The 26964-nt window shown below is 71.7% G+C and carries 20 protein-coding genes; 7 read left to right on the top strand and 13 right to left on the bottom strand.

The features are described from left to right. Nucleotides 1–5: 5 nt before the first annotated feature. Nucleotides 6–2285 (top strand): glutamine amidotransferase, encoded by a 2280-nt coding sequence (locus GTY96_RS20990; protein WP_161665597.1) that lies wholly within the window; start codon nucleotides 6–8, stop codon nucleotides 2283–2285. Nucleotides 2286–2339: 54 nt separating this feature from the next. Here GTY96_RS20990 and GTY96_RS20995 read toward each other — a convergent pair whose 3' ends face one another. The 3 genes from GTY96_RS20995 to GTY96_RS21005 form a co-directional block, all read right to left on the bottom strand. Beyond that, nucleotides 2340–2897 (bottom strand): superoxide dismutase family protein, encoded by a 558-nt coding sequence (locus tag GTY96_RS20995; protein ID WP_161665598.1) that lies wholly within the window; start codon nucleotides 2895–2897, stop codon nucleotides 2340–2342. A gap of 110 nt (nucleotides 2898–3007) precedes the next feature. Then, nucleotides 3008–4585 carry an HsdM family class I SAM-dependent methyltransferase gene (locus tag GTY96_RS21000; protein ID WP_161665599.1) on the bottom strand — a complete coding sequence of 526 codons (1578 nt, stop codon included), beginning with the start codon at nucleotides 4583–4585 and terminating at the stop codon, nucleotides 3008–3010. A gap of 21 nt (nucleotides 4586–4606) precedes the next feature. After that, on the bottom strand, nucleotides 4607–5461 hold the full coding sequence (locus GTY96_RS21005; protein WP_143900292.1) for an ion transporter: 855 nt from the start codon (nucleotides 5459–5461) through the stop codon (nucleotides 4607–4609). A gap of 189 nt (nucleotides 5462–5650) precedes the next feature. Between GTY96_RS21005 and GTY96_RS21010 the strand changes: the two genes are divergently transcribed. Beyond that, the gene (locus GTY96_RS21010) at nucleotides 5651–6412 is read left to right on the top strand and encodes a bestrophin-like domain (RefSeq protein ID WP_143900290.1); all 762 of its coding nucleotides are present in this window, start codon (nucleotides 5651–5653) and stop codon (nucleotides 6410–6412) included. 136 nt (nucleotides 6413–6548) lie between these two features. On the opposite strand, the gene GTY96_RS21015 is transcribed toward GTY96_RS21010, so the two are convergent. The 9 genes from GTY96_RS21015 to GTY96_RS21055 form a co-directional block, all read right to left on the bottom strand. Next, a complete protein-coding gene (locus GTY96_RS21015; RefSeq protein WP_235685753.1) occupies nucleotides 6549–8174 on the bottom strand; it encodes a sodium:solute symporter family transporter in 1626 nt (541 codons plus the stop codon). A 9-nt stretch (nucleotides 8175–8183) separates the two neighbouring features. Further along, a complete protein-coding gene (locus GTY96_RS21020; RefSeq protein WP_143900288.1) occupies nucleotides 8184–8462 on the bottom strand; it encodes a DUF485 domain-containing protein in 279 nt (92 codons plus the stop codon). Nucleotides 8463–8508: 46 nt separating this feature from the next. Continuing rightward, nucleotides 8509–10473, bottom strand: coding sequence for an acetate--CoA ligase (gene acs / locus GTY96_RS21025; protein WP_161665600.1), 1965 nt, complete (start codon nucleotides 10471–10473; stop codon nucleotides 8509–8511). 11 nt (nucleotides 10474–10484) lie between these two features. Then, nucleotides 10485–11588 carry a hypothetical protein gene (locus tag GTY96_RS21030; RefSeq protein ID WP_143900284.1) on the bottom strand — a complete coding sequence of 368 codons (1104 nt, stop codon included), beginning with the start codon at nucleotides 11586–11588 and terminating at the stop codon, nucleotides 10485–10487. Between the two features lie 169 nt (nucleotides 11589–11757). Next, on the bottom strand, nucleotides 11758–12543 hold the full coding sequence (locus tag GTY96_RS21035; RefSeq protein WP_201756261.1) for a hypothetical protein: 786 nt from the start codon (nucleotides 12541–12543) through the stop codon (nucleotides 11758–11760). Between the two features lie 112 nt (nucleotides 12544–12655). Continuing rightward, nucleotides 12656–13138, bottom strand: a complete 483-nt coding sequence (locus tag GTY96_RS21040) for a hypothetical protein (protein ID WP_161665601.1) — start codon at nucleotides 13136–13138, stop codon at nucleotides 12656–12658. A 183-nt stretch (nucleotides 13139–13321) separates the two neighbouring features. Further along, nucleotides 13322–14707, bottom strand: a complete 1386-nt coding sequence (locus tag GTY96_RS21045) for a sigma-54-dependent transcriptional regulator (protein WP_161665602.1) — start codon at nucleotides 14705–14707, stop codon at nucleotides 13322–13324. Next, entirely contained in the window at nucleotides 14704–17661 is a 2958-nt protein-coding gene (locus tag GTY96_RS21050; protein ID WP_161665603.1) for an ATP-binding protein, read from the bottom strand. Before GTY96_RS21050 ends, GTY96_RS21045 begins: the two co-directional genes overlap by 4 nt. Further along, complete coding sequence (locus GTY96_RS21055) at nucleotides 17658–17819, bottom strand: hypothetical protein (RefSeq protein ID WP_171447193.1); 162 nt, start codon at nucleotides 17817–17819, stop codon at nucleotides 17658–17660. The genes GTY96_RS21050 and GTY96_RS21055 overlap by 4 nt, the downstream gene beginning before the upstream one ends. A gap of 88 nt (nucleotides 17820–17907) precedes the next feature. On the opposite strand from GTY96_RS21055, the gene GTY96_RS21060 reads away from it, so the two are divergent. Both GTY96_RS21060 and GTY96_RS21065 read left to right on the top strand, forming a co-directional pair. After that, entirely contained in the window at nucleotides 17908–19446 is a 1539-nt protein-coding gene (locus GTY96_RS21060; RefSeq protein WP_235685754.1) for a GspE/PulE family protein, read from the top strand. A 111-nt stretch (nucleotides 19447–19557) separates the two neighbouring features. Next, nucleotides 19558–20073: a hypothetical protein gene (locus GTY96_RS21065; RefSeq protein WP_143900274.1), complete on the top strand. Its 516-nt coding sequence runs from the start codon at nucleotides 19558–19560 to the stop codon at nucleotides 20071–20073. Here GTY96_RS21065 and GTY96_RS21070 read toward each other — a convergent pair. After that, complete coding sequence (locus GTY96_RS21070) at nucleotides 20068–21639, bottom strand: sensor histidine kinase (RefSeq protein ID WP_161665605.1); 1572 nt, start codon at nucleotides 21637–21639, stop codon at nucleotides 20068–20070. The two genes, GTY96_RS21065 and GTY96_RS21070, sit on opposite strands and share 6 nt — an antisense overlap. 436 nt (nucleotides 21640–22075) lie before the next feature. On the opposite strand from GTY96_RS21070, the gene GTY96_RS21075 reads away from it, so the two are divergent. The 3 genes from GTY96_RS21075 to GTY96_RS21085 all read left to right on the top strand — a co-directional run bounded on the left by GTY96_RS21075 (nucleotide 22076) and on the right by GTY96_RS21085 (nucleotide 26945). Continuing rightward, nucleotides 22076–22558, top strand: coding sequence for a hypothetical protein (locus GTY96_RS21075; RefSeq protein WP_143900269.1), 483 nt, complete (start codon nucleotides 22076–22078; stop codon nucleotides 22556–22558). Between the two features lie 431 nt (nucleotides 22559–22989). Then, nucleotides 22990–23886 (top strand): transcriptional regulator, encoded by an 897-nt coding sequence (locus GTY96_RS21080; RefSeq protein WP_161665606.1) that lies wholly within the window; start codon nucleotides 22990–22992, stop codon nucleotides 23884–23886. Continuing rightward, nucleotides 23883–26945, top strand: a complete 3063-nt coding sequence (locus GTY96_RS21085) for a serine/threonine-protein kinase (protein ID WP_161665607.1) — start codon at nucleotides 23883–23885, stop codon at nucleotides 26943–26945. Before GTY96_RS21080 ends, GTY96_RS21085 begins: the two co-directional genes overlap by 4 nt. Nucleotides 26946–26964: the final 19 nt, after the last annotated feature.

Raw genomic sequence — 26964 nt, forward strand, 5'->3', positions numbered from 1 at the left:
ACCGAATGAACGCCCCGTCCTTCAACGCGTGGAAGCTCGTCAGCCTCTCGCCCCTGCCCGTGTGGGCGCTGGTGCTGTTGGGGGTGGGCCTTGCCCTGGGCATCGTGCTGGCGGCGTGGGGCGTGCGCCGCGAACCGTCCCGGGGCCGCAAGCTGCTGCTCTGGGCGCTGCGCCTGGGCGCGGGCGTGGCGGCGCTGTTCTTCCTCCTGGAGCCCGGCATCCGGCACCTGCAGGTGGCGCGGATGAAGAACCGGGTGGCGGTGCTGGTGGACCGCTCGGCGTCCATGAACTTCCCGTCGGAGCCGGGCGGCCCCACGCGCAGCGCGCAGGTGGCGGCGTTCCTGGAGAAGGCGGCGCCGACGTTCGCGTCCTGGAAGGACCGCTTCACGGTGGAGGTGTACGGGGTGGATCCGGAGCTGTCGCCGGTGACGCCCGCGCAGCTCGCGCAGGAGCCCGCGCGGGCGGGGACGACGGACCTGCTCGCGGCGCTGCGGTCCGCGGCCTCCGGAGGCCAGGGGACGCGCAAGCTGTCGGGGGTGCTGCTCTTCAGCGACGGCGCGGACAACACGGAGCTGAAGGCGGGGGCGGTGGGCCGGGCGCGGGCGGCGCTGGCGGACCTGGGCGTGCCGGTGTCCACGTTCCTGGTGGGGCAGGAGGCGCTGAAGGACCTGTCGGTGGAGGGGCTGAAGGTGGATGACTTCGCCTTCGTGCGCAACTCGCTGACGGTGGAGGTGGAGATCCACGGCCGCGGCTTCGCGGGCCAGGACATCCCCGTCGTCTTGAGCCAGGAGGGCAAGACGGTGGCGAACAAGCTGGTGCGGATGACCACCGAGGACGACGTGAAGCCGGTGTCCTTCACCTTCACTCCGGACCAGACGGGCCGCTTCGTCTACACGGTGACGGTGCCCACGTTCCCGGATGAGGCGGTGAGCGAGAACAACAGCCGCTCGTTCACGCTGAAGGTCATCCGGGACCGGGTGCGCGTGCTGCTGGTGGTGGGCCGGCCTTCGTGGGACGAGCGCTTCCTGCGCGGGTTGCTCAAGCAGGACGCGAACGTGGACCTGGTGTCGTTCTACATCCTGCGCACGCTGTCGGACGACCCGGGCGTGACGAACGAGCGGGAGCTGTCGCTCATCCCGTTCCCGATGGAGGAGATCTTCGACACCAAGCTGCACACGTTCGACGTCGTCATCTTCCAGAACTTCGGCTACTCCGACCCGTCGCTGTCCATCGCGGAGTACGAGCGCAACCTGGAGCGCTACATCCACGAGGGCGGCGCCTTCGTGATGATTGGCGGCGACAGCGTGCTGGGCGAGGGCCGCGCGAGCATGCCCACGCTGATGGAGGCGCTGCCGGTGGAAGCGGCGGGGCCGGCGAACCCGGACCCCTTCAAGCCGCGGCTGACGCCGGAGGGCCTGCGGCACCCGGTGACGTCCATCGGGACGGGCGCGGCGAGCACGGAGGGGACGTGGGCGGAGCTCGCGCCCATCCCTGGCGCGAACCTGACGCGGGCGCGCCCTGGGGCGACGGTGTTGATGGACCACCCGTTCATGACGGTGGATGGGAAGAACGCGCCGCTGGTGTCGGTGTGGGACTACGGGCGGGGCCGCGCGATGGTGGTGGCCACGGACGCGACGTGGTCCTGGGCGTTCACGTCGCACCGGGACGGCTCGCCGAACCGCGCGTATGACCGCTTCTGGGGCAACGCGCTGCGGTGGCTGGTGCGCGACCCGGACCTGACGACGCTGAAGGTGACGGCGGATCCGCCGTCGGTGGAGCCGGGGCGTCCGGTGGGCGTGGTGGTGCAGGCGCGGATGGCGGACTACCAGCCGGCGGAGGGCGCGCAGGTGCGGGTGGAGCTGTTCTCCGTGGCCACGCAGAAGCCGGTGGCGGTGCAGACGGGCGCGACGGGCGCGGACGGCGTGGTGCGGCTGGAGTTCGCGCCGCCGGCGCCGGGGCCCTACAAGCTGCTGGCGTCCGCGAAGAAGGGCACGGCGGACCTGGGCAAGGGCGAGGACGCGGTGGCGGTGCGCGCGGTGGGCCCGGAGCTGTCGGACGCGTCGGTGCGGCCGGAGCTGATGGAGCAGATCGCCAGCGCGACGGAGGGCAAGGCGTACAAGCTGCCGCAGGACGGGCTGCCGGACGTGCCGCTGTTGGATCCGCCGGTGGTGGAGGTGGGGCGCGCGAAGGACCAGCCGCTGTGGGACCGCTGGTACTCCCTCACGGCGCTCATCGCGCTGCTCGGCGCGGAGTGGTTCGCGCGGCGGCGCTTCGGGTACGTGTGAGCCCGGGGTGCCCGGTCCCGCGACCGCGGGGACCGGGCGGGCCGTGCGTCGGGACTACTCCGCCTTCTCCACCACGCCGCAGGCGATGCGGCCGCCCGCGTCGCCGGCCGGGTCGGTGTAGTAGTCGTCCAGCTTGGCGTGCACGACGACAGCGGAGCCGTCCTTGTCGAGCAGCGACTTCACCTTGAGGTCGGCGATGAAGATGTCGAACTGCACCTTGCCGTCCTGGGGAATGTAGAGGTTCGGCAGGTCGCCGACGTGCTGCCCCTTGGGCGACAGCGAGCCGTGCTGCTTCTTCGTCGGGTTGAAGTGGCCGCCCGCGCTCTTGAAGTCCGGCGCATCGCACTTGCCGGTCTCGTGGATGTGGATGGCGTGCTCGCCCGCGGGCAGGTTCATCAGCGCGCCCTTCACCAGGACGCCCTTCGGCGTCTGCTCGAGCGTCACCTCGCCCACGTCCTTGCCCTGAGCGTCCTTCAGCTGCGCCTTCACCGTCTCACCCTTCTTGGGCATGGGCTTCACCCCCGCGTCCGCGGGGGCCGGCGTCCCCGCGTCCTGGGCGAGGACGGGCGTGGAGAGGAGGGCGGCGGCGACAAACAGGGGGCGAATCGTCATGTCTCGGAGACTCCTGAAGTGGGTGACCCAGCGGCCATGACACTACCCACCCCCAGCGCCTTTCGCAGGTGAAAGTCCATCCCCGCGCGCGGCCAAGTGGTGGCGAGTCATCACTCCGGCAGCGGCCCGTCCAGCGGCACCGGCACCACCCGCGAGGCGCCGAACGCGGGGGCCCACACCCGCTGCACCGGCCCTCCATTCAGGAAGCGCATCACCGCGCGGAACGCCGCCTCCGGCCCCCCCAGTCCCTCCGCCCAGGCCTGCCCCCGGGGCGAGAGGTTGGGCACCAGCGGCCCCAGCTCCTCGCGGGACTCCGCGCCCCGGGTGATGCCCAGGCCCTCTTCCCTCACGCGCAGCGGGACGTACAGCGGGGCGAAGCGCGCGTGCCGGTGGTCGTGCACGCAGCCCGGCTCCTCCAGGAGCGCCGCGGACAGGGGCAGCTCGCGCACGTTGAACAGGAGCTTCACCGCGCCCTCGTGCGGATCATACGGACCGCGCAGCCGGTGGTCCCCCCGGGGAATCAGCCGCCGGTCCAGGTAGCAGAACGCCTTCGCCTCCGGAGGCAGCGCGCCCCGGTGCCGCGCGCCGCCGTAGCGGAAGAACGGCCGCACGTGGCCTGTGTCCACCTCCAGCGGGGCGCCCTGCTTCAGCGCGCGCAGCTTGGGCAGCAGCGAAGGCTCCAGGCCATGCCCCCGCGCGAAGTCCTCCAGCGTGGCCTCCGTCGCGGCGCGGAAGGCCCGCAGGCGCGCGAGCAGCCGCTCCGCGTCCGCGTCCACCAGCAGCTCGTCGAAGCGCGTCTTCACGCCGGGCAGGCTCACCGGGATGAGCGTGGTGAGCAGCTCGCCTCGCGCCCGCCAGTCCGCGTCCAGCGCGGCGGCCTCCTGGGCGATGGGGGCCAACCGCCACTCGGGCGGCTCGGGCGTGAAGCGCTGGCCCACGCCCTTGTGCTCGTAGCGGGGCGCGGGCGCGGGCGCGCCGGTGCGGGACGTCCACACCGTGATGCACGTGCGCACCTGCGCGCCCGTGAAGACGCCGGGCCCCAGGTCCACCACCTCCCGCAGGTGGAGCACCTCCAGCAGGGCGCGGCGCAGCGGCGCGTAGATGAACGACTCCAGCAGGCTCGCGGGCGTGATGAAGGCCAGGCCCCCTGGCCGCGTCGCCAGCCGCTTCGTGGCGACGAGCAGGAAGAACGCGAAGTCGTCCCGCAGGCTGGTCCCCGGCGGCATCTCCAGCGGCACCAGGGCGCGCAGCCGCGCGTAGCACGCCGCGTCCTTCAGCACCGCGGACGTGCCGTTGTAGGGCGGGTTGCCCACCCATAACTCCGCGTGCCCCTCCGGCGTCCCCGCGAGCAGCGGCTCCAGGCCGTCCCGGAGCGCGTCGCCCACGCGCACGTCCGCGCCCGGCACCCGCGCCTGACACAGGCGGGCCACGCCCTCGTCCAGCTCCAGGCCGCACAGCCGCGCGTCCGGCCGGAGCCTCGAGGCCGCCGCGAGGAAGGCCCCCGCGCCACAGGCGGGATCCACCACCGTGAGCGGCCCGTCCTCCAGGTGTGACAGCGCGAGCGCGAGCGTGCGCTCCACGAGGGGCGCGGGCGTGTAGAAGGCGCCCACCGCCTTGCGGTCGATGCCGGGGAACCGGTGGACCAGCAGCTCCTCGTCCAGCTCGGGCGTGTCGATGGCGCGGGCCATGCCCCGCCATCCTAGCCAGATTCAGCGGACGGGCTGCGAGGGGACCCAGTCCAGCGCCGTGCCGCACCGTTTGCAAAAGCGCGCATCCAGGTCATGACCCTGTGCGCCACACCCGGGGCACGCCTGGGTGTCCTGACGCTGACGCGTGGCGGCAGCGAGCTCCACCGACACGATGCCGGTGGGCACCGCGATGATGCCGTAGCCCATCACCATCAGGATGGACGCGATGAACTGCCCCAGCACCGTCTTGGGCGTGATGTCGCCGAAGCCCACCGTCGTCATCGTCACGATGGCCCAGTACATGGAGCGGGGGATGCTGTCGAAGCCGTGCGCCTCGCCCTCCACCATGTACATCAGCGCGCCCATGATGACGTCGATGCTCAGGACCGCGCCCAGGAAGACGACGATCTTCGCGCGGCTGGCGAGCAGCGCCTTGAGCAGCACCTCCGCCTGACCCAGCAGGTGCCCCAGCTTGAGGATGCGGAAGACGCGCAGGAGGCGCAGCACGCGCACCACCAGCAGCGTCTGCGCGCCGGGGAACAGCACGCTCAGGAACGACGGCAGCAGCGCCATCAGGTCCACGATGCCGAAGAAGCTGCGCGCGTAGTCCAGGGGCCGGCGCACCGCGATGAGCCGCAGCACGTACTCCAGCGCGAAGAGGACGGTGAAGACCCACTCCGCGACATGCAGCGCGTGGCCGTAGCCCGCACGGACCTGCGCGACGCTCTCCAGCATCACCGCGCCCACGCTGAACACGATGGCCCACAGCAGGGCCACGTCGAACGCCTTCCCCGCCGGCGTGTCGGACTCGAAGATGACGGTGTGCAGGCGGGCGCGGAAGCCGCCCGCGGGGCTCTGTTCAGACGGCCGGTTCACGGCCGCGCAGCTTAGACGCAATCCCTCGCCCGTCGAGCCGCCCGGCCTCCACACGGGGGCGGCGGTTCCGCGTCCGGAACGTTCACGGCCATCCCTGGCCCTGGACCCGTGGGCGCGTTGCCTCCCGCGCCCCCAGGCTCCACCGTCCCTGGCTTCCCAGTTCGTGGGGCGGAGGCGTTGCGGCGCACGATGAAGATCGTCGAAATCATGCCGACGTGGATGCTCGCCACGGTGGTGTTGGTCCTGCTCTTCCTGAGCCTGGAGTTCGGCTTCCGGCTCAGCCACCGCAAGCAGGGGCTGGACGACGTGGCGGCGCTGCAGGCGTCGGTGCTCGGCCTGGTGGCGCTCCTGCTCGCCTTCTCCTTCTCCATGGCCTCGGACCGCTACACCCTGCGCCGCGACCTCGTCGTGAAGGAGGCGAACGCCATTGGCACGTTCTACCTGCGCACGGACTTCCTCCCCGAACCCACGCGCGGCGAGCTGAAGATCCGGCTGCGCCGCTATCTCGAGGTCCGGCTCGAGGGGTACCAGGACGCGGCGGACCCGGAGCTCTTCGCGCGGTGGCTCCAGGAATCCGATGCGCTCCAGGCTCAGTGCTGGTCGTTGCTCGCGGGCGTGGCGCCACAGCTCCAGACCGCGGTCCTGAACCTGACCACCCAGGCCCTCAACGACATGCTGGACGTCTCCGCCGAGCGTCTGGCGGCCTCCCGCAACATCATCCCGAACACCATCTTCGCCCTGCTGGTCGTCGGGATGATGGGCTCGGCGATGCTCCTGGGCTTCCGGCCGGAGACCCACGCGCGGGGCGGCCTCCCCTGGGTCATCTTCGTGGTCATCCTCACCGCCGTGATGTTCGCCCTCGTGGACCTGGACGTCCCCCAGCGCGGGCGCATCCGCGCGGATCAACAGCCGCTGCGCGAACTCCAGCAGCAGCTGCGCTCCCATCCCTGAGGCATCCCCCGGGCTGGCGCGCGCCGGACGGGCACGGCGCGGGAAAAAAGGCGGAACCCGAGCCCCTTTGGAAACTCCCGGGTTCCGCCCTGTCCTCCACGTCGAGGAAGATGCCGTGGAGGACGGCCGAGCAGCCTCAAATCTCCTGGGGGGCCTCCGGAATTCCCGGCGCCACCGGGCCCGCGACGTCCGGGGGCGCCGCCCCCTTCGGGGGGACCCCAGCGCCCACGTGCATGCGGTGCTCCACCTCCGCGAACCGCCGGGACGCCTCCGCCTCCGGCGCCAGCAGCGACACCACCCAGCCCACCAGGAACGACAGCGGGATGGTGACGAGCCCCGGGTTCTTCAGCGGGAAGGGCGCCGAGGCGTGCCCCAGCAACTCCACCTGCACCGTGGGCGACAGGAAGATGAGCAGCACCGCGCTGAGGGAGCCCGTCAGCATGCTGGCCACCGCGCCCCGGGTGGTGAAGCCCCTCCACAGCATGGACAGGAGCAGCGCGGGGAAGTTCGCGCTCGCCGCGATGGCGAACGCCAGCCCCACCATGAAGGCCACGTTCTGGTTCTTGAAGACGACGCCCAGGATGATGGCCAGGACGCCCAGGAGCAGGCTGGAGATGCGCGCCACCTTGAGCTGCTCCGCCTCCGGCGCGTGGCCCTTGCGCACCACGCTGGACCACAGGTCGTGCGACAGCGCCGCCGCGCCCGACAGCGTCAGCCCGGCCACCACCGCCAGGATGGTGGCGAAGGACACCGCGGAGATGAAGCCCAGGAAGCCCGTGCCGCCCACCACCTCGGCCAGCATGGGCGCGGCCATGTTGCCGCCCTTGTCCACGCCGATGATGGCCTGGCGGCCCACCAGCACGGACGCGCCGAAGCCCAGGATGAACGTCACCAGGTAGAAGAAGCCGATGAGGCCCGTGGCGTAGAAGACGCTGGTGCGCGCCGCCTTCGCGTCCGGCACCGTGTAGAAGCGCATCAGGATGTGCGGCAGCCCCGCCGTGCCGAACATCAGCGCCACGCCCAGGGAGACGGTCTCCAGCGGGTTGGACACCAGCTTGCCCGGCGCCAGCGCCTCCGGCCCGTAGCGGCTCACCGCCTCGCTGAAGAGCGCCGTGGGGCTGAAGCCGAACTGGTAGAGCACCGCGCCCGCCAGCGCCGTCGCGCCGCCCAGCAGCAGCACCGCCTTCACGATCTGCACCCACGTCGTGGCGATCATCCCGCCGAACAGCACGTAGAGGATCATCACCGCGCCCACGATGACCACGGCCGTCTCGTAGGAGAGGCCGAAGAGCAGGCGGATGAGGTTGCCCGTGCCCACCATCTGGGCAATCAGGTAGAAGACGACCACCGTGAGCGTGCCCACCGCGGCGGACAGGCGCACCGGGGTCTGCCTCAGCCGGTAGGCCACCACGTCCGCGAAGGTGTACTTGCCCAGGTTGCGCAGGGGCTCCGCGATGAGGAACGTCACCACCGGCCAGCCCACCAGCCAGCCCACGGAGTAGATGAGCCCGTCGAAGCCGGACGTGGCCACCAGCCCCGCGATGCCCAGGAAGCTGGCGGCGCTCATGAAGTCACCCGCCAGCGCGAAGCCGTTCTGCGCCGCGCTGATGCCGCCGCCCGCGGCGAAGAACTCAGACGTCGTCTTCGTCTTTCGCGCGGCCCAGTAGGTGATGGCCAGCGTGATGCTGACGAAGAGGAGGAAGAAGACGATGGCCGTGAGGTTGGGCTGGCCAATCCGCGTGCCCGCGTTCGTGGGATTCATGGGTGCCTTTCAGCGGCGCAGTTCGTCGAGCGCGGGGTCGTACTTGCGGTTGGCCCAGAGCATGTAAACGCCCGTCAGCACCCACGCGAGCAGGATGGTGAGGGCCCCCAGCACGATGCCGATGGACAGCCCGGGCACGAACTGGAGCCCCATCAGCGGCCGGTTGAAGGCCACGAGCAGGATGAAGCCCAGGTAGGCCACCAGCATCGCCACCGTCAGCGCCCCGGCCACCCGCCAGCGGCGCGCGGCGAGCGCCTTCAGCGCATCATCCTTTGAATTGCCATCCATCGGTGTGCCTCCTTGGAAAACGCAGGAACGGAATGCGAAGGGACGCTCAGCGGCGCGCGGCCGGAGGCAGGCCCTTGGTCAGCAGCTCATCCAGCACGGTGGGGTCGGCCAGGGTGCTGGCGTCACCCAGGTTCTCCGTCTCTCCGCCGGCGATCTTCCGGAGCATGCGGCGCAGGATCTTCCCCGAGCGCGTCTTGGGCAGGCCCGACACCAGCACCACCCGGTCCGGCGTGGCGATGGGGCCAATCACGTGCCGCACCTGTTCGCGCAGCGTGCCCACCATCTTCTCGTCCGGGGTGCGCAGGAAGTCCGGCTTCACCGTGACGAAGGCGCACACGCCGGTGCCCTTCAGGTCGTGCGGGTAGCCCACCACCGCGGCCTCCGCCACGGCCTCGTGCGCGACGAGCGCGCTCTCCACCTCCGCGGTGCCCAGGCGGTGGCCGGACACGTTGAGCACGTCGTCCACGCGGCCGGTGATCCAATAGTAGCCGTCCTCGTCGCGGCGGCAGCCGTCCCCGGTGAAGTACAGGGGCATGAAGCGCGCGTAGTACGTCTCCACGAAGCGCTCGTGGTGTCCGTACAGCGAGCGCGCCTGGCCCGGCCACGAGCGCGCCAGACACAGGTTGCCGCCGACGCCGTTGCCCTCCAGCCGCTTGCCCTCCTCATCCACCAGCACCGGCTCCACGCCGAAGAAGGGCAGGGTGGCGCTGCCGGGCTTGCACGGCGTCGCGCCCGGCAGCGGCGCGATGAGGATGCCGCCCGTCTCCGTCTGCCACCAGGTGTCCACCACGGGACAGCGGCCGTCGCCCACCACGTCGTGGAACCAGCGCCACACCTCCGGGTTGATGGGCTCGCCCACGCTGCCCAGCAGGCGCAGCGACTGGCGCGAGGACTTCGTGACGAACGCGTCGCCCTCCTTGATGAGCGAGCGCAGCGCGGTGGGCGCGGTGTAGAGCGTGGTGGCCTTCACGTCGTCCACCACCTGCCAGAGCCGGCCCGCGTCCGGCCACGTGGGCGTGGACTCGAAGAGGACCGTGGTGGTGCCGTTGCTCAGCGGGCCATACAGCAGATAGGAGTGGCCCGTCACCCAGCCCACGTCCGCGGTGCAGAAGTGCACGTCGTCCGGCTGCGTGTCGAAGACGTAGCGGAAGGTGGTGTTGGCGTAGACGAGGTAGCCGCCCGTCGTGTGCATCACGCCCTTGGGCTTCCCGGTGGAGCCGGACGTGTAGAGGATGAAGAGCGGATCCTCCGCGTCCATCCACTCCGCGGGACAGACGCCCCGGTGCTTCTTCACCTCCACGTCCAGCCAGTGGTCGCGGCCCTCGCGCATGGGCACGTCCCTGGGCGTGCGGCGCGCGACGAGCACGGACGTCACCTGGGCCAGGCCCTCCAGGGCGTCGTCGGTGATGGCCTTGGTGGCCACGCTCTTGGGGCCGCGCGGGCCCTCGTTGGCGGTGACGACGACCCTGGCGCCGCTGTCCAGCACGCGCTCGCGCAGCGAGTCCGCGGAGAAGCCGGCGAACACCACGGAGTGCACCGCGCCGATGCGCGCGCACGCCAGCAGCGCGTACGCGAGCTCCGGAATCATGGGCAGGTAGAGGATGACGCGGTCGCCCTTCCGCACGCCGTGCGCCTTGAGCACGTTGGCCACGCGGCCCACGTGGTGGTGCAGGTCGCGGAAGGTGATGGTCTCGTATTCGCCGGGCGTGTTCTTCGCCCAGAGGATGGCGGCCTTGTCCGGGTGCGCCTTCGCGTGGCGGTCCACGCAGTTGAAGGTGGCGTTGAGCTTGCCACCCACGAACCAGGCGAAGTCCGCGGCCTGCTCGTTCACCTCGCGCACGGTGTCCGGCGGGTGGAACCAGGTGAGCCGCCGGGCCTGCTCGCCCCAGAAGGCGTCCGGGGCGTCCAGGCTCTGGCGGTAGAGGCGCTGGTACTCCTCCAGGCTCCGCACGTGCGCGGTGCGGCGGAAGGCGTCCTTGGGCGGGAAGAGCGAAGCCGGTTCGGTGGCCATGGCGGGGGTCCTCAGTAGAAGAGCTGGAGCTGCGCGGTGCCGGTGATGCCCGTGCGCGCGTGGGCGATCTCCCCCACGCGCGACACGGCCACCTCCGTCTTCAGGTTGAACGTGTGCTTCTGGAACCAGACGTTGAAACCCGGGCGCACGGTGAGCAGGTCCTGCGCGGCCACGCGTCCATGGAAGTACTCGCCGGAGAGAATCGGTTCGATGATGCCGATGCGGTAGCCCAGCTCCACGAAGAAGCCCGTCCCGCTGCGCACGTTGTCGTGGCCCTGCTGCCAGGAATAGACGTTGCTCTGGAAGACGAACTCCTGGTCGGTGCCCACGGGCAGGTCCAGGAACACGTCCGCCGCCAGGGCCAGCGCGTCATGCACGCCGGACGCGGTGGCGATGGCGGAGAACTGGTAGTCCGCGCCCACGCCGAAGGACAGGAGCGGGTGGTCGGCGAAGTAGATGCCGCGCAGGAACAGGTCCTCCTCGCGGCCCAGGACGTTGTAGCGCGCGTGGCCCACGAAGCGCGGCAGGTCGTCCGGGTTGACCACCTGCCCGTTCTCCAGCTTCGCGCCCTCCACGCCGTTGAGGATGGCCGCGCGGTACATCAGCGGGCCCGCGAAGCCGCGCACCTGCACGCCCATGTCGCGCCACACCTTGCCCACCCCCACCGGGAAGCGGATGAGGTCGGAGTGGTAGTCCACCGTGTTGAGCGCGATGGCGCCCTGCAACGTCTGGTGCGACAGCGGCGCGAGGATGAAGCCCGCCTCCACCCACGTCTTGTTGGCGACCTCGTACGCGACCGTCGCGTCCTGGATGTAGAAGGCCGGGCTCCAGTCCCCGTTCTTGCCGAAGTTCGGCTGGTCCGTGTCGATGAAGAACGTCAGCCGCTTCGTGATGGAGCCGAAGATGAGCAGCCGCACGCGGCGCAGGAAGAAGTCCGTGCCCACGCCGCCCGTGGGCGCGCCGTCCTTGATGAGCTGCATCTGCGGCTGGAGCAGCACGTCGACGTTGAGGATCGCCTCCTCGCTCAGCTGGATCCTCCCCGCCGCCGCGGGCAGCGAGGCCATCAGGGTCGTGAGCAACATCCACCGCGACAGGGCACGAAGCTCGGGGCGCATAGGTCCCCGTCCTTGAGCAACGCCCGTTCCACCCGCGTCCTGTCCAGGTTTCAGGACCTTGGAGGTTGGCTCGCCGCGTCAGGATGTGGCGGAAGGTGACAGGGCGTTACCCCCCGTAACGATTCGTGCACCGCGTCGTAACACCAGGGTGACGTGGCCACGCGGCGCGTCAGCGCCGGTCGAGCGGATGTTCGATGGCCGTGGGCCGGGGCGGGAGGGAGGCGGGGACGCTGACGGGGGCCTTGGGGCCCAGCCGCCAGGGCTTCTGCGCTTCGCCCTTGCGCTGCGCGCGCACGCAGCGCCACAGCTCGTTGGCGTACGGGACGGCGAGCGTGGCGACGATGGCGCCGAGGATGCCCTTCAGGTAGCCGCCCGGCAGCCGCTCCTTCTTGAGCCGCAGGCGCCACCTGCCCTTGCGCCCGCCCACGCCCCAGATGGCGAGGAACTGGTCCCAGTGCAGGCAGATGATGGAGGAGACGGCCATGAACGGGAGGACTTCCAGGAAGCTGTGCGTGTGCTGTTCGCGCGGGAGCACCTGGCGCTGGTGGTTCGTGGCGTAGCGCACGTCCCAGAACGCGGTGGCCTCGTGCACCAGCGTGTGGCCCAGCATGATGCTGAGGGTGAGGGGGTTGATCTCCATCACCAGCCCCATCACCACGGGCACGCCGACCTCGGACATCATCAGACAGTGGATGAGGGACTCGCCCGCGCCGCTGGTGTGCTCGATGTCCGTCTTCTTGTGCCACACCCAGTCCACCACGCCGGGGATGAGCCAGGCGGGGAGCATGAAGTAGAGCAGGAAGCGGCGGGTGGCCGTCTCCACGTCCGTGGCCTTCGGAGACAGGTCCATCCGGGGCCGGCGCAGGTAGCCGCGCGCCGCGCGCTCCATGCGCATGGCCCACGTGCGCTGGCCCCAGGGAGAGATGACTTCGCGGAACTGGGAGGTGCCGGCCATGCGCGCTCCTGTGTCGGGGCCCCGGGGGCGTGTCGTGGGGGAAGCTGTGCACGCACCCGGAGCGGGACAGGGAGGGGCGGGCCGCCAGCCAGGCACCGGCCCGGCCGTGGGCCTACGACTCGTAGAGGGAGACGTCGCAGCTGGTGCTGGTGGCCTGCACCCGCATCTCCTCGGAGGCGCCGTTGACGAAGAAGTAGACGGTGGTGTTCGCGTCGGCGGTGGACAGCGTGCAGTAGAAGTTCTGCTTGCACGTCCAGATCTTCCCCGCGTCGTCCTCGAACTGGATCCACCAGTAGTCGTGGCCGACGGCGCCGGTCCAGTAGATGACCTGGAGGGGCGGCGAGCTGGTCGCGTTCTGCGCGATGGAGCCCCAGGTGGTCTGCTGCTGGTAGTTGGGGTTGTTGCTGTAGCGGTGGCGCAGCGTCACGTTGGTGAGGGTCGCGCCCCACTGGTTGACGACCACGCAGTTGGCGGTCTGCTGCGTGGACAGGGGCCCGTCGACCTTCACCGTGGCGCGCGTCGTGTCCGGGTCGAGGCGGGTGTCGAAGCCAGACAGGGGCCGGCCGTCAGCGCCGAGTCGCGTGTGATTGCACATGAGATGTTCTCCTGGGCCACCGGGGTCGGGGGTCGGGTGCTTCAGCCGGTGGATGCCAGGACCCATGAGCAAGCGACGTGCCCAGGGGCCCCTGCCTCTGGAGCGCCATGCGGGACGGCGCGGGCGACCCGCTTCGACGCACTTCGACGCGTCGAAGCAGGGGGCTTTCGACGCGTCGGACGTTCAGGCGCGTGTTCGAGGGATGCCCAGCCGCTGGCGCTTCTCCCAGAGCGTCTTGCGGCTGATGCCCAGCCGGCGCGCCAGCTCCGTCTCGCCCATGCGGTCCTGGTGCTCCAGCACGAAGCGGCGGAAGTACTCCTCCATCGAGTCCGGCGAGCGCGGGTCCTCGCTGGCGGCGAGCGGCGGGAAGTCCAGCTCCTCCAGCGCGGCGGGAGTCCCGTCCGTCCCCGTCGCGGCCGGCGGCTCCAGCGCCAGCAGGTCGGAGGTGATGAGCGGCCCGTCCGCGAGGATGACCGCGCGCTCGATGGCGTTCTCCAGCTCACGCACGTTGCCCGGCCACGGGTGCTGCGCGATGGCCGCGAGCGCGTCCGGGGACAGCGACGCGGGCGCGCGGCCCATCCTCCGGCAGGCCTTCTCCAGCAGGTGCTTCGCCAGCGCGGGCACGTCCTCGCCGCGCTCGCGCAGGGGCGGCAGCCTGATTTCCACCACGCGCAGGCGGAAGTAGAGGTCCTGGCGGAACAGGCCCTCCTGCACGCGGCGGGGCAGGTCCCGGTGCGTGGCGGCGAGGATGCGCACGTCCACCTTGCGCGAGCGCGTGGCGCCCACGCGCCGCACCTCGCCGTCCTGGAGCATGCGCAAGAGGCGGGCCTGCGCGGGCGCGGGCAGCTCGCCAATCTCATCCAGGAAGAGCGTGCCGCCGTGCGCGGCCTCCACCAACCCCGCGTGCGCGGCCTGCGCGCCGGTGAAGGCGCCCTTCTCGTGGCCGAACAGCTCGCTCTCCAGCAGGCCCTCCGGGATGGCCGCGCAGTTGACCGCGATGAGCGGCCCCTCCGCGCGCGGGCTCTGCGCGTGGACGGCGCGGGCCACCAGCTCCTTGCCGGTCCCGGACTCGCCCAGCACCAGCACGGTGGCGGCGGACGGCGCCACCTTGCGCACGCGCTCGAACACGTCGCGCATCGCGGGGGCGCTGCCCACCATGCCACCCGGGGACCAGGTCTGCTCCACCTCGCGCTTGAGCGCGGCGTTCTGCCGGGTGAGCCGGCCTTCGCGCAGCACGCGCTCCACCTGGAGCAGCAGCTCGTCGTGGTCGAAGGGCTTGGCGATGTAGTCCACCGCGCCCAGCTTCATCGCGTCCACGGCGGACTTCACCGTGGCGAAGCTGGTCATGATGAGCACCGGCACGCCCGGACACAGGGCGATGATGTCCGTGCCCGGCGGGCCGGGCAGGCGCAGGTCGGAGAGGATCAGGTCGAAGGCGTCCAGCGAGTGTTCGGACGCGGCCTCCGGCACGGCGCCGGCCTCCGCCACGTCGTGGCCCGCGCGCGTGAGCAGCCGCCGCAGCTCCGTGCGGATGATGGGCTCGTCCTCGATGACCAGGATGCGGCTCACGCGGAGGCCTCCCGTTGGGGCACGCTGTCCGCGCGGGGCAGGCTCAGCGTCACGCGGGTGCCGCCGTCTGCGCGGGGCTCCAGGCGCAGCGTGCCGCCGTGCTCGCGCACGATGCCCTCCACCAGCGTGAGGCCCAGGCCGGTGCCTTCGCCGGGCTGCTTGGTGGTGAAGAAGGGTTCGAAGACGCGTTGAGTCAGCTCCGGGGCGATGCCATGGCCCCGGTCCTCCACCTGGATGCGCACCTGCTCTCCCCCGGCTTCCGCCCGCAGGTCCACGCGCGAGCCCGCGGGCGACGCGTCGATGGCGTTGGTCAAGAGGTTCACCAGCACCTGCTCCAGCCGCTGCGCGTCGCCCCGCACCTCCAGCCCCTCCGGGCTCTGGTGCGCGCACGCCACGTCGCGCGCCTTGCGCGACAGCCGGGCCAACTGCGCGGCCTCCGCGAGCAGCGGCCCCACCGCCACGCGCGTGAAGGGCCGGGACTCGCCGCCCACCGTGCCCGCGTGGCCGAAGCCCACGAGCGCCCGGACGATGGCGTCGATGCGGCGGCACTGCTGGAGGATGAGCCCCACGCGCTCGCGCACGGCCTCCGGGTCCTCCAGCTCATACTTGAGGTTCTGCGTGAGGCTGGCGATGGCGGTGAGCGGGTTGCCAATCTCATGCGCCACGCCCGCGGCCACCCGGCCCAGCGACGCGAGCCGGTCCTGGTGCGCGAGCCGCGCGTCCACCGCCTTGCGCTCCGTCCAGTCCTCCACCAGGAAGGTGATGCCCGTCTCCCCGGCGCTGTCCCCCTCCGACGGCGCGAGCCGCGAGCGGTGCAGGCGCAGGGAGCGCGGCCGTCCTCCCACCGTGACGCGCGCCTCGTCGTCGCCGCAGGGCGCCTGGGCGAGCCCCGCGAACAGCGGGCCCCAGGGCTCCGGAAGGCGCGCGAGCGGCTGGCCGCGCGCGCTGTCCATGGGCACGCCCGACAGCGCCTCCAGCGCGGCGTTCCAGATGACGACCTCGCCGTCCGGGCCCATGGCGCAGACGCCCAGCGGCAGGTCCTCCAGGATGCGGTAGAGATAGCGGCGGACGACCTCCAGCTCGCGCAGGGGGCCGCGCATGTCGCGTGCGTCGCGCAGCCGCTCCTCCACGAAGCGCAGCTGATCCGCCAGCGCCGTGCGCGCGCCCGGGTCCAGCCGCAGCGCTTCGCCCACCGCGAGCCGGGCGAGCACCGGGCCGATGAGGCCGGAGAGGTTCCGCTCCACGCCGTCGCGCAGCCGGCGCAGCTCCAGGGGGCGGCGCTCGTCCGGGGCCAGGTCCAGCGCCGCGCGCGCCCGGTCCACCTCCGCCGCGGCCACCTGCGCGCCCAGCACCGGCTCCAGCTGCCTGCGGAACTCGTCCGGGGAGCTGGCCGCCACGCTGCCCTCCGCGAGCCCCGGCGCCTCGCGCGCGCACACCCGCGCGGCCTCCCGCTCCTCCGCGGACTGGCGCGTGACGAGCGACACCGCCAGGAAGCACAGCGCGTTGAGGCCCAGCGAGGTGAAGGTGGCGAAGCCCCACGGCTCGTCCGCGGAGAAGCCCAGCATCACGGAGGCCTGGTTGGTCCACGCCACCAGCGAGGGCGGCTCCCACAGCGGCGCCATCAGGGTGAAGGTCCACGCCGCGGCGCCCGCGGCCAGCCCCGCGAGCAGCCCCGCGCGCGTCGCCTTGGGCCAGAGCAGCAGGCCCAGCACGCCGGGCGCGAACTGCGCGGTGGCGACGAAGGACACGAGCCCCAGGTCCACCAGCCCCGTCGCCCGCGTGTCCAGCAGCCGGTAGAAGCCGTAGCCCGCGAGGATGATGGCGGCGATGAGCACGCGCCGGGCCCAGAGCAGCCAGCCGTAGAGGTCGTCCCGGCCGCGCGCGGTGCCCAGGGGCAGCACCAGGTGCGTCAGGCACATGGGCGCCAGCGCGAGCGTGGTGACGATGACCATCGCGCTCGCCGCGGACACGCCGCCCAGGAAGGCGAGCAGCGCCAGGGCCGGGGCGCCCTGGCGGATGGGCACGGACAGGACGTGGAAGTCCGCGGGCCAGGGCAGGCCCAGGGCCTCTCCGGACCACAGCAGCACCGGCACCGCCGCGTTGATGAGCAGCATCAACAGCGGGAAGGCCCACGCCACGGTGGCCAGCCCGTCGCGCTCGGGGGCCTCCGTGAAGGCCACGTGGTACTGCCGGGGCGTGAGGAAGGCGGCGACGACGGAGAGCACCAGGAGCGGCGCCCAGGACGCGTCGCGCGCGGGGCGCTGGAGGGCCTCCACGGCCTCGGGGTGCAGGGTGAGCCAGTCCCGCAGGCCGCCCACGCCGCCGAAGATGGACACCACGCACCAGCCCGCGACGGCGACGAGCGCCAGCAGCTTCACGCCGGACTCGAAGGCGATGGCCAGCATCAGCCCCTCGTGGCGCTCGCGCGGGGCGGGGTGCCGGGCGCCGAACAGCAGGGTGAAGACGATGAGCACGCCGCAGAAGCCCGGGCCCACCAGCGCGGGGGACGCGGCGGGGCTGAGCAGGCGGGCGGACTCCACGACGGCGCGGATCTGGAGCGCCAGGTAGGGCAGGCTCCCGGCCAGGACGAACAGCGTCACCGCGGTGCCCGTCACCTGCCCGGGGTAGCGGAACGCCAGCAGGTCCGCGAGCGAGGTGAGCTGCAGCTCGCGCGTCAGCCGCAGGAGCGGCCGCCACAGCACGGGGGCCAGCAGGCACGCGAGCGTCAGGCCCAGGTAGATGCCCAGGTAGCGGAAGCCGTGGCGGGCCGCGTAGCCCACGCTGCCGAAGTAGGACCAGGACGTGGCGTACACGCCCAGGGCCAGCGCGTACACCAGCGGGTGCTGGGTGATGCGCGCGGAGATGCGGCCCTTCTCCGCGGCGTACGCCACCAGGAACAGCACGCCCAGGTAGGCGACGGAGGCGACGACGAGCGGGCCCAGGCCCAACGTCATGGGCGCAGGCTCCGGTGCGCCACCCATCCGCCCAGGGCGATGACGCCCAGCCACACGAGGAAGGGCAGCGAAGCGGGAGCGCCCTCCGCCAGCCACAGCCTGCGCAGGGGCGAGCCGAACAACAGCACCGCCACGGCGAACACCAGCAGTGACGGCATGGCGGGAGGGTCCGCGGGGGGCCGCGACATGTCCGGGAGGATAGCAGTCCGGCCGGGAGCGAGGGGGAGCATGATAAGCCGCCAGCCCATGGCTCCCCCGGACGTCCCGCCCTTCTCCGAGCTGCCCCAGTTCACCCTCGACCGGGACTCGCTGCGGCTGCTCCCCGAGTCCTTCTGCCGCCGCCTGGGCGTCGCGGTGATGGGGAAGGTGGACCCGGAGAACGACACGGAGCCGGTGACGGTGGCGATGCTGGACCCGGAGGACCTGTCCGTGCGCTACCGCATCGCGGACTTCCTGCGCCGCCCCGTGCGGCCGGTGCGGCTCAACCGCTACGAAATCGACTCCGCGCTGGAGGTGGGCTTCGGCGCCGGGGAGCACGCCACGGTGGACGTGGTGCTGCGCGCGGGCGCGCCGCTGTCCGCGCGCCCCACGCCGGTGGAGCTGGTGAGCCACGTGCTCGCGGTGGCGGTGGAGCAGAACGCGTCCGACATCCACCTGGAGAGCTACACGGACGACGTGGACCTGCGCTACCGCGTCGACGGCATCCTCCACCAGACGTACACGGACATCTCCCCGGACTCGCTGCCGGAGGTGGTGAGCCGCATCAAGGTGATGGCGGGGTTGGACATCGCGGAGAAGCGGAGGCCCCAGGACGGCCGGCTGCGGGCGCTCTACACGTGGGACACGGGGCGGAAGTTCGTGGACTTCCGCGTGAGCGTGGTGCCCTCCCCGGCGGGCGAGGACGTGGTCATCCGGCTGCTCGACGCCACGGTGGGGCTGGTGCCGGTGGAGAAGTTGGGGATGACTCCGGACCTGCAGGCCACGGTGCTGCGGCTGTTGGGCAACCCGGAGGGGCTGGTGCTGGTGACGGGCCCCACGGGGAGCGGGAAGACGACGACGCTGTACGCGGCGCTGGCCCGGCTCAACGACGGGCGCAAGAAGATCATCACCGCGGAGGACCCCATCGAGTACGTGGTGCCCAAGGTGAACCAGAAGCAGGTGTCGCCGCAGATGCCGCACCTGACGCTGCTGCGCGCGCTGCTCCGGCAGGACCCCAACGTGATGCTGGTGGGGGAGATCCGCGACCTGGAGACGGGGAGCACCGCGCTGATGGCGTCGTCCACGGGGCACGTGGTGCTGGGCACGCTGCACACGGCGGATGCGATTGGCGCGGTGAGCCGCCTGCGCGGGTTGAAGCTGGAGGATGGCGACATCGCGGAGGCGCTGCTCGCGGTGCTGGCGCAGCGGCTGGTGCGGCGCATCTGCCCGGACTGCTCCGCGCCCACGGCGCCGACGGCGGACCAGGTGGCGCTGCTGGGGCCGCTGCTGGACGGAGTGCGGCCCCGGGCGGGGCAGGGCTGCGAGGCGTGCCGCCACACCGGCTTCAAGGGGCGGGTGGGGCTCTTTGAGTTGCTGGTGGTGGAGCCGGAGCTGCAACTGCTCATCGCCACCGGGGCCCCCGGCGTCCAGCTGCGAAGGCACGCCCGGGCCCGAGGCTTCCGCACCCTGGTGGAGGACGGGCTGGCGAAGGTGGCGGACGGCGTCACCACGCTGCACGAGCTGACGCGCGTGGTGCCGTACCGCTACCTCGTCACGGCCCGCGAGGAGCGCCGGACACCGGGCTGACGTGCGCGCCGGTGGGTCGGCCGCTGCACGGTGTGCAGGCCGCTGCACAGGGGCGCGGCGGTCCCCGCGAGGGAAGAGGCCCGGGCATGCTCGTTGCTGTCGTGGGACGGCATGCTCCCTCGCATCCTGTTGGTTCTGGGCGTGCTCACGGCTTCGGTGGCGCGGGCGGATCTCGACCTCCCCCACGACGAGAAGTGGCTGATGGTGGGGCCCCTGTTCACCTCATCGGTCCGCGAGGCGCGCGGAGAGGCGGGCGTCGGGTTGGAGGCGTCGCTCAACCTCCTGGACGGGTTCCAGTCCCTGGGTCTGTTGGGGCAGGTGGAGTGGATGGAGAGCCGGCATTCACGGGTGTGCGTGGGGGTCCAGGGCACCCTCCTGTTCCTGGGCCTCGAGCTGGGCGTGATGCATGAGACGGCGAACCGGCTCCATGTGGCCACGACGGGGCTGCACGTCGCGCCCTACCTCTCGTTCATCTACGGCTCGGTCGGCCTGCGGCTGGGCATCCCGCTCATCGGCGCGGAGGAGACGCGTCGTACCCGGCATGGTTTCGATGCGGCCTTTGTCCTGACCTTGAAGCTCCCCGTGAGCCTCGAGGGTGGGAAGGGCGGCGGCATCCCCCACCTATGAGGCTTCACCGGTTGGCAGCGTCACCGTGAACGTCGCGCCCTCGCCCGGGGTGCTGCGCACCTGGACGCTGCCGCCGTGGGCTTCGACGATCTGCTGGGTGATGAAGAGGCCCAGCCCCAGGCCGCCGTAGTTGCGCTCGGACACCGCGCGCACGAAGCGCTCGAAGAGGCGGGGTTGGGCATCCACCGGGATGCCGATGCCTTCGTCCCGCACGCACAGCACGGCCCGCCCCGCGTCCAGGCTCACGCTGACGTGGAGGGGCTTGCCGGCGCCGTACTTGAGCGCGTTGGAGAGCAGGTTGGTGACCACCTGGTCCAATCGCGCCCGGTCCCAGTTCCCCTCCAAGGGGGTGTGGGCGTCCAGCGTGACGCCGCACCCGACCTGCGCGGACTGGGGGGCATAGCGGGCCACCACCTCCCGCACGAGCGCGGAGAAGTCCATGGGGGCGCGCTCCAACCGCAGCTGACCCATGGTGATGCGCGAGACATCCAGCAGGTCCTCGATGAGGTCGGACAGCTTGCGGACCTGACGGCGAGCGACCTCCAGGTCGCGGGCCACGCGCTGCACGGGCAGCGTGGCGGCGGGGTGGTTCTCCACGACGCGCAGCAGGGCGGTCAGCTTGAGCTGGAGCGGGGTGAGGGGGGTCTTGAGTTCGTGGGAGGCGACGGACAGGAACTCATCCCGGGCGCGCACGGCGTCGCGCAGCAGCTCCAGCTCGCGCTGGTCCTGGGTCTGCTTGCGCTCGGTGAAGTCGCGCGTCACCTTGGCGAAGCCCATGAGGCGGTCCTGCGCGTCGCGCATCGCGGTGATGACGACGTTGGCCCAGAAGCGGGTGCCGTCCTTGCGGATCCGCCAGGCCTCTTCCTCGAAGTGGCCCTCGTTGGCCGCGATCTGGAGGGCCTTCCAGGGCTTGCCCCGGGCGACGTCCTCGGGAGGGAAGAAGCGGCTGAAGTGCTGGCCGAGGATCTCCTCGGCCCGGTACTGCTTGAAGCGCTCGGCGCCGGCGTTCCAGGTGGTGACCCGGCCCTCGGGGTCGAGCATGTAGATGGCGTAGTCCTGGATGTGCGAGACGAGGAGGCGGAAGCGCTCCTCGCTCTGCTGGAGCTGCTCCTGGGCGAGCTTGCGCTCGGTGAAGTCGCGCGTCACCTTGGCGAAGCCGACGAGCAGGCCCTGGGGGTCGCGCATCGGGGTGATGACGACGTTGGCCCAGAAGCGGCCGCCGTCCTTGCGCAGCCGCCAGCCCTCTTCCTCGAAGCGTCCCTCGCGGAGGACGGTCTCCAGCTCCTGCTGGGGCTTGCCCCGAGCCACGTCGTCCGGTGGGTGGAAGCAGCTGAAGTGCTGGCCCAGGATCTCCTCGGCCCGGTAGCCCTTGATGCGCTCGGCGCCCGTGTTCCAGGTCACGATGTAGCCGCCTGGATCCAACGTCAGGATGGCGTAGTCCTTGACGCTGTCGATGAACAGGCGCAGCTGTGCGCCCGTGTCGCGAGCGGAAGGGTCGCCCACGAAGGCCGTGCCGCCGTTGTTGGTGGCCAGGGGACGCGGGCTGTCGTCCAGGGGGCTTCGCATGCGCGAACAGTAATGCACCGTCGAGTGGGTCCCATCCAGGAACGCCGCGGTGCATCTATCCACCCGCCAACCCAGCTGGCGATCAGGCCTTCACTCCACAGGGGCTCCTGCACGCCCGGTGTGGGCGCCCGTTCCCCGGGTCCGGCTTTTCGTCCTCGAGGCGGGCCCGGCGGGACTTCGCGCACGCGAGCCAGGTCAGCTCGAGGTGGCGCGACTCGCGCGGTGTCCACCGTCGAGCGCGCCCGCGCGGCGCTCCGCTCCCGTGGGATGACTGTGATTGAGCACCAGGGGCTCCGTCCCCCTACAGCCATCACGTCGGTCAGGCTCTGGTCCTTCGAGTCGTCCCGCCCGGGGCAATCGGGTTCGCACGCCAGCGCATCGGGACAAGCTCTGGGAATCCAGCGTGGTCGCGCGGCGAGCGTCAAGGAGCATTCCAATGCGAAGCACGGTCATGAAGTGGTTTACGCGCGGCTGGTACGACGGGGACCTCTCTGAAGAGGAGGAGGAGGGGGTGAGGGCTGCGTATTCGCTTCATCTCGAGGAGCTCGCGCCTCGGCTGCGCGAGGGTGCCGAAGTGCTGGTGGCGTCAGTCAACCTGCATGACGGACAGGTGCGGGATTGGACGGTACCGTCGGAGGGGGCCATCGAGCTCCGCGTGCTGATCGGCGACCGTCAGGTGGGCTATGAGTTCCTCACCTTGCGATACCTGGATGCCGAACTCATCCGTGCTCCGAAGAGTGACTTCTCCGTGCTTGAGCTCATGCGTCAGGGCGCCGAGTTGCTCTATGACGAGGTCGACATCGCGGATGACGGTCGATTCGAGCACCGGGTCCTCTGCTGGCCGGACGCCGAATTCGGAGTCCGCTTTCGTGCCGTGGACGTGAGCCGGCGGCCCGCCAGCCCCGCGGATCGGCGGTAGCTGCTCCTGGCTTCGTCGTGGAGGGCTCCGTGGGGCTCGCGCCGCCTGCCCGCTCCATGCCGACCGTCCCGCGACACCGAGACAACCTCTGGCAGTTCGCTGACTGCCATTGAGCGCACCTCCCAGGTCTTCTCAAGACATCTTCCCTTGAGACATCCCGCTCCTCGCGGCGGAGTGGGCGGCTCGCCGCAGGCGGGGAGGCCCCGGGAGCGGATGCGGCTCCAACGACCTGGACGCGGCTGGAGGAAGTCGAGGAAAGCCTGTGCTGGCGGCCCCGGGGCTCACGGGCTCGCGCGCCTCGAATATTCTTCCGGCCTCCTGCGTCGACGCAGGTCTCGCCAGCGCGGCATCGGTCCGACAGCTCGCGGAGGCAACTGGCATGTTCGGCGCGTCTTGCCGATGCATGGACGTGAAGCAGGGGTTTCAGCGCGATGGGTCCGCACAGCATCGACATGTTCGACGAGGTCCTGGACTCCGCCGGTGCTCTCGCGGCCCAACGCCTGCGCGGCGCCCCAGGGGCCCGCGAAGCCGTGGCGCGTGCCCTCGAAGCGGCGGCATCCCTCCCGGTCGCGGCGTTGGCGCCGCTCGCGTTCGCCCGGCACCTGGGCACCCAGCTCGCGCAGGCGGACTCCCCGGAACTCGCGCTGGAGCGCCTGCATGCCCGGGACCTGGCGCTCGCGTTCGCGTGCGCGCACGGGCGGGCTGGCGCGAGTGAACTGCTCGAGGCCGAAGTGCTCCAGAAGCTGCGGGTCCCCCTCTCGCGGATCCACCCATCTCCAGACTTCGTCGACGAGGTGTTGCAGGTGCTGCGCGCAAAGCTCTTGCTGCCCCGCGCCGGCGCCGAGCCCCGGCTGCTCGGGTACGCGGGCACGGGATCGCTGCTGCACTGGGTGAACACCTCCGCGGTGCGGCTCGCGCTCCGGATGCGCAAGACCCACGGACAGGAAGCCCTCGTCGACGCGGAGGTGCTGGCGGCCCACCCCGGCCAGGGCGGGCTGGAGCTGGGGTTCGTCCGCGAGGAGGCCCGGGCCCATGTGCGGGCCGCCTTCGTGCAGGCCGTGGCCCAGCTGGACGACGACGACCGGGAGCTGCTTCGCCTCCACTTCGTCGAACGGCTCTCGCTGGAGCGGATGGGCTCGCTGTTCAACCTGCACAAGTCCACCCTCTCCCGCCGCCTCTCCGGGGTGCAGGCCCTGCTGGAGAAGCGCACGCGGCGCCTGCTGTCGGAGCGGCTGGCCCTGCCCGCGCCGGAGCTGGAGAGCCTGATGCGCGCCGTCCACGGACGCCTCGACCTGAGCCTCACCGGCCTCCTGGAGCCGCGCGAATGACCTGCCCGGACGCGAACGCGCTCGCGCGCTATGTGGATGGACTCCTCCTGCCCGAAAGCGAGCAGCAGGTGCGTGACCACGTCGCCGGGTGCGCCGAGTGCCGGAGCGTGCTCGCCGCCATGAGCGCGCTCGATGCCCCGGCGCCCCAGGCGGGCGCGGGAGTCCTCGTCACCGGCGCGCAGGTGGGCCGCTACGTGGTGCTGGGGCTGCTCGGCGAGGGCGGCATGGGCCGCGTCCATGCCGCGTATGACCCCGAGCTGGATCGCAAGGTGGCCCTCAAGCTGCTCAACCTCCAGCGCCTCCGGGAGGACTCGCTCACGCAGGCGCGGCAGCGCTTGGAGCGCGAGGCGCGCACCATGGCGCGCCTGTCGCATCCCCACGTCGCGGGCCTCTACGACGTGGGCGAGTACCAGGGACAGCTCTACCTGGTGATGGAGTTCCTTGAAGGAGGGACGCTCCGGAGGTGGCTCGCGGAGAAGCCCCGTTCAACCAAGGAGATCCTCGCGCTCTTCATCCAGGCGGCGGACGGCCTCGCGGCCACGCACGCCCTGGGCATCGTCCACCGGGACTTCAAGCCGGACAACGTCCTGCTGACCCGCGATGGCCAGGTGCGCATCACCGACTTCGGACTGGCCAATGCGACCTCGGCGTTGGGGGCGGAGAGCCACCCCCCGGACTCCTCCCAGGCCGCGGACTTCCTCACCGACACGGGGGCCCTGCTCGGGACGCCGGCCTATGGTTCACCCGAGCAGCTTCGGGGCGAGCGGGGCGATGCCCGGTCGGATCAATTCGCCTTCTGCGTCGCGCTCTACGAAGCCCTCAACGGCCAGCGCCCCTTCGAGGGGACGACGCGCGAGGAGCTGCTCGAGCAGATGGCCCGGCAGGCCGTCCGGCCCGAGCGCGCCAGCGTCCCCGCCTGGCTCAGGGCGGTCATCCGTCGCGGCCTCTCCGAGGCCCCCTCGCGGCGCTTCCCCTCCATGGCGGAGCTGCGGGCGCGGCTCGTGCGCGTCCCCGTGGCCTGGAGGCGGACCACCGCGACAGCGCTGCTCGGCGGCGCGCTGGTGGGAGGACTCCTCCTGATGCTGGACCCCTGGCTGGAGCCGCGCGCGCTGTGCCAGGGCAGCGAGCGGCACCTCATGGGCGTCTGGGATGAGGCGACCCGCGAGGCCACCCACCGGGCCTTCCTCGCCACCCGCGCTCCGGACGCGGAGGCCTCCTTCCAGGCCGTGTCCGTGGCGCTGGAGCGCTGGACGTCGGACTGGACGCGGGAGCACCAACAGGCCTGCGAGGCCACCCGTGTCTTCGGCGAGCAGTCGGAGCAGGTGCTCGGGCTGCGCATGGCCTGCCTGGACCAGCGGCTGGGCGAGCTCTCCCGGCTCACGACGGCGCTCCAGGGCGCGGACTCCCGGACGGTGGAGCGGGGCTTCGGGCTGGGGGCTTCCCTGGGCGGCGTGGCGCGCTGCGCGGACGTGAGGTCCTTGCAGGAGGCCGTGGCTCCTCCGGAGCAGCCCGCCGTGCGGGAGGAGGTCAAGGCGGTGCGGGCGGAGCTCGCGCGGGCCACCGCGGAGCAGCTCGCGGGCCATACGTCGGAGGCGCTGAAGGTGGCGCTGCCCGCGAGGGAGCGCGCGCTCGCCACGCGCTACCGTCCCCTGGAAGCGGAGGCGCACCTGTTGTGCGGGAAGCTCCAGGAGGATGCCAATGCGTTCGAGGATGCGCGGGCCTCCCTGGTCCAGGCCTCGCTCGCGGCGGAGGCGGGGCGCCACCTGTCCGTCCTCGCGCGGACGCTGTACGCGCAGGCCTGGTTGCATGGCTATGACCTGGGGCGTCCCAAGGAAGCGTGGCCCTTCCTCCTGCGGGCCCAGGCCGTGGCGGAGACCCTTCGCGACCCGGAGTTCGACGCGCTGCTGGAGCACGCCCGCGCCGAGCTGTTGGAGGAGGAAGGCCGGTTCGCCGAAGCGGAGCCCCTCCTGCTCAAGGCCCTGGCACGGGCCACCGCGGGTGGGGACGCGCTCGCCCGCGCCGAGCTGAACGTGCGGCTGGGAATCCTCGCGCGGCACCAGGGACGTCTCCTGGAGGCGAAGCGCTGGCAGGAGGAGGCGGTGCGCCTTCACGAACAGCTCCATGGGCCCGAGCACCGCGACACCGCCAAGGCCTTGTTGAACCTGGCGGGGACGCTGGCCCACACGGGGGAGCTGACCCGGGCCGAAGGGCTCCTCCTGCGGGCGCTCGTCCTGCTGCGGCGCTCGCTGGGAGAGGAGCACCTGGCCGTGGCGCGGGCGCTGTCCAACCTGGCCATCATCTACTTCGAGTGGGGACACGGCCCGCAGGCGCGACAGGCGGCGGAAGCGAGCGTCGCGGTGGCGCGCAAGGTCGTGGGGCCGGACAGCGACGTGCTCGTGGGATTGGAGTCGAACCGGCTGGGCGTGCTCGGCGAACTGGGGGAGCGGGAGCGGGAGCTGGAGCAGGCCCGCCGCGGCCTCGCCCATCGCGAGCGCGTGTATGGCGCCTCGCATCCGGACGTCGCGCTGGACGCGCACGAGGTGGGGCGGCTGCTCCGCCTGTTGGGCCGCCCGCGCGAGGCCAAGGCCTTTCACGCGCGCGCGGTCGCGCTCCAGGAGCCGCTGCTCGCCAGGAACGAGGTGGAAGGCGAAGGGCTCCAATCGCTCGCGGACGCGCTGCTCTTCCTCGGGCGAGCGGAGGAAGCCAGGACGTACGTGGAGCGCGCGCTGGTGAGCCTGGAGCGGGACCGAGGCCCGCTGGCGCCCGAGCGCATCAAGGCGCTCCTGCTGCTGGGGGACATCCACCTCGCGAGGAACGCCCCCTCCGAGGCCCTGGCTCCCTTGAAGGCGGTGCTGGAGGCCCTTGAGACGGAGAAGGTGACGTCGGCGCGGGTCCCCCTGGCCCGCCGCCGTCTCGCGAAGGCCCTGCGGCTCACGGGCAGGTCCACCGAGGCCTGCCAGGAGGCACACCGGGCCTGGACGGAGCTGGAGCCCTGGACGAAGGCCTACGCCCAGGAGGTCATCGACGCTCGCGCCGAGGTCGCTCGCTGTCGTCGGTAGCGGGCGAATCCATGCAACG

The sequence above is a fragment of the Corallococcus silvisoli genome (assembly GCF_009909145.1).
Taxonomy (GTDB): domain Bacteria; phylum Myxococcota; class Myxococcia; order Myxococcales; family Myxococcaceae; genus Corallococcus; species Corallococcus silvisoli.